Origin of the sequence: Capnocytophaga sp. oral taxon 332 str. F0381 (assembly GCF_000318275.2) — a bacterium.
GTDB classification, from domain to species: domain Bacteria; phylum Bacteroidota; class Bacteroidia; order Flavobacteriales; family Flavobacteriaceae; genus Capnocytophaga; species Capnocytophaga bilenii.
The window spans coordinates 1-1,608 of sequence record NZ_KB291318.1 but is presented as its reverse complement, the minus strand read 5'-3'; the positions used below and the strand labels follow the sequence as shown (position 1 = coordinate 1,608).

The window sequence follows — 1,608 nt, the reverse complement described above, 5'->3', positions numbered from 1 at the left end:
GATGGGAGTATGAAAAGAATGTCATATCCTGAAAATAAGATTACAGAGATAAGTCTTAAGAAGAAAGGCTAAAGGTATGCGATAAACAAAGAAAGTAACTAAATACTTCTACCTTTTAAAAGAGAGTAGCCCAAAGAAGAGAAAGTTTAAACAACTTCATAGCGAAACGTGGAGTAAAATAGCTAATGATAAAGGGTTTATCAAGCAATTTGAAAGTTATTTACAAGAAGTTGATGAAATAAAAGATTTAACTTATGTGATTAACAGTAATAAAGCTAATATAAATGAAGTAAAACAAGCTTTTAAAGAAGTGTTTAAGCGTAATAGTGATGAAATTTTAGAGATTATGAGCCCTGAATTGAAGAAAAGTTTAGGTATTATAAATCCTAATGATAAAGTAAGATTAGAAAAGTTGATAAACGATACAAATTCAGCACTCTATAACTTTATAAAAATACAATAAAATGTTTAAACTAAATTCTAAAATAGATAATGTAAGAGATTATGTTATTTATAAAGCCAAACCTTATTACATCAATACATCACGTGAAATTCAATGTGGTGAAAAGAAACAAATGCTTTATAAAACGCCACTAAGTCCGCTTGCTACTTTTAATGGCAAATTCTATTGTAGTGAGTGGGAGAATAATTATAAAATCTTTGACGAAAATTTAGAGTTAATAGAAGAAGGAAAAGACAAAGCTTTTTTGTATTTATCTAAAGAGTTTTTAGAAACTTATTTTTTAGATGAACAACAAAAAATATTCATTACAGCTCTCTTGGATAGAGAAGAGAATCTTATGGTATTGGGAGATATTGACAAATTTTCTATAAGTTTTTTCCAAATGGGTATATATATATATATACATACAAAAAGGATAAAATATACGATGATGTAATGTCTATCAGAGCCTTTTCTATTCAAAAGAAAGAACATCTTTGGGAGTTTCCTCTTTCTTCACTTGGGAAGTGGAAAAATTCGTGGGATGAAGAAAGATTTTTTGAAGTATATAAACTTATTGGTATATACAACAATATTTTTTGGGCTTTTATAGAGATAGGAGGCTTTATAGGCTTAGACATCAAAACAGGAGAATTAAAATACCGTATTCCCGAATATCACCAAGCTATAGGAAAAACTATTTGCAAAGGTAAAGATTTTTTTAGAAGTGATTATTACTTGGATAATGAAGGAGGAAAAATTTTTGGATTAGCACATATTTTTATTGAAATAGATTTAAATCAAGACCCCCCTTTTGTTACTCAATATGGCTTACAAGAGGAGTTTGAAAAGTACAACATCAAAAAAGCAAATGATACTGCTGAAGATTTTGTTGTTCAAGATAATCTATTGTACTTTTATCTTGCTGAACAACTAAGATTTGGTATTTTAGACATCAATACCAAGGAGATTATCTATATTTCAGAGCCTATTGCAGTAGTGGAAAGAGATGATAGTTTTACCCAGCTTAAAGATTTAAAAGTCTCAGAAAATAAGGTGTATATCTTAGATAGTAATCATACTTTGCATATTTTTGAAAGAGAGAAATTTGAATTTTGAATTTTGAATTGTGAATTTTGAATTGTGGAGTGCAAGGTATATTTTAA

Annotated in this window: 3 protein-coding genes; all 3 read left to right on the top strand. The window is 28.2% G+C overall.

Features of this window, described 5'->3' with window-relative positions; genetic code table 11:
• The first annotated feature begins 256 nt into the window (after nt 1-256).
• From HMPREF9075_RS07385 to HMPREF9075_RS07375, 3 genes are read left to right on the top strand one after another with little or no spacing between them, the layout of a single operon-like run.
• Entirely contained in the window at nt 257-463 is a 207-nt protein-coding gene (locus HMPREF9075_RS07385) for a hypothetical protein (RefSeq protein WP_009415892.1), read from the top strand.
• Between the two features lies 1 nt (nt 464).
• Nucleotides 465-899 (top strand): hypothetical protein, encoded by a 435-nt coding sequence (locus tag HMPREF9075_RS07380; RefSeq protein ID WP_009415891.1) that lies wholly within the window; start codon nt 465-467, stop codon nt 897-899.
• A complete protein-coding gene (locus HMPREF9075_RS07375; protein ID WP_009415890.1) occupies nt 899-1,561 on the top strand; it encodes a hypothetical protein in 663 nt (220 codons plus the stop codon). Before HMPREF9075_RS07380 ends, HMPREF9075_RS07375 begins: the two co-directional genes overlap by 1 nt.
• Nucleotides 1,562-1,608: the final 47 nt, after the last annotated feature.

Bases quoted from the DNA above. Each gene is read 5' to 3' on its own strand.
- HMPREF9075_RS07380 (WP_009415891.1), top strand. From the start codon at position 465: ATGTTTAAACTAAATTCTAAAATAGATAATGTAAGAGATTATGTTATT.
- HMPREF9075_RS07375 (WP_009415890.1), top strand. From the start codon at position 899: ATGTCTATCAGAGCCTTTTCTATTCAAAAGAAAGAACATCTTTGGGAG.